Below are 406 nucleotides of genomic sequence, written 5' to 3'. Positions count from 1 at the left end.
CCACTTCGCTCAATCGTTCGTTTTCCAAGCGCTTGACGCTTTTATGCCGTCGGCGACCAATCGTAACCACCCTCTCTTCACTACTGGTGATTTCAACATTTTGCTTTCTAGCATTACTCGTTGTTGCCAATCAAAAAATTGAACGCGAAAAAGCGACCGTTGAGAAGATGTTACTCGAACTCACCGCCATTTTTCATTACGAAAGTAGTCACCCAATCATTACCAAAAATATCATCGATGTCGCTAAGAAACGATTGCTTTCCAACCCCTCGTTACCTGAAGAAATTCGTCACAAGTTGCTATTAAGTGATTTCATTGAACCAAAACAAAAACCCGAATCATTAATAAGTTGTGATTCATCCCATTCATGTAAAGAGTAAAGGAGTCTCTTAAATGAAAGTTATTA

The 406-nt window shown here is 39.4% G+C and carries 1 pseudogene; it reads left to right on the top strand.

Annotation, left to right across the window (positions count from 1 at the left end):
- Nucleotides 1-380: pseudogene (locus ACP45E_RS01060) on the top strand (serine/threonine protein kinase); the annotation flags it as partial.
- Nucleotides 381-406 lie beyond the last annotated feature (26 nt).

It is taken from the genome of Vibrio genomosp. F10 str. 9ZD137, from assembly GCF_049974785.1.
In the GTDB taxonomy this organism is placed as follows: Bacteria; Pseudomonadota; Gammaproteobacteria; order Enterobacterales; family Vibrionaceae; genus Vibrio.
The sequence above is the reverse complement of the archived record's forward strand: the minus strand, read 5'-3'. Positions and strand labels throughout refer to the sequence as shown.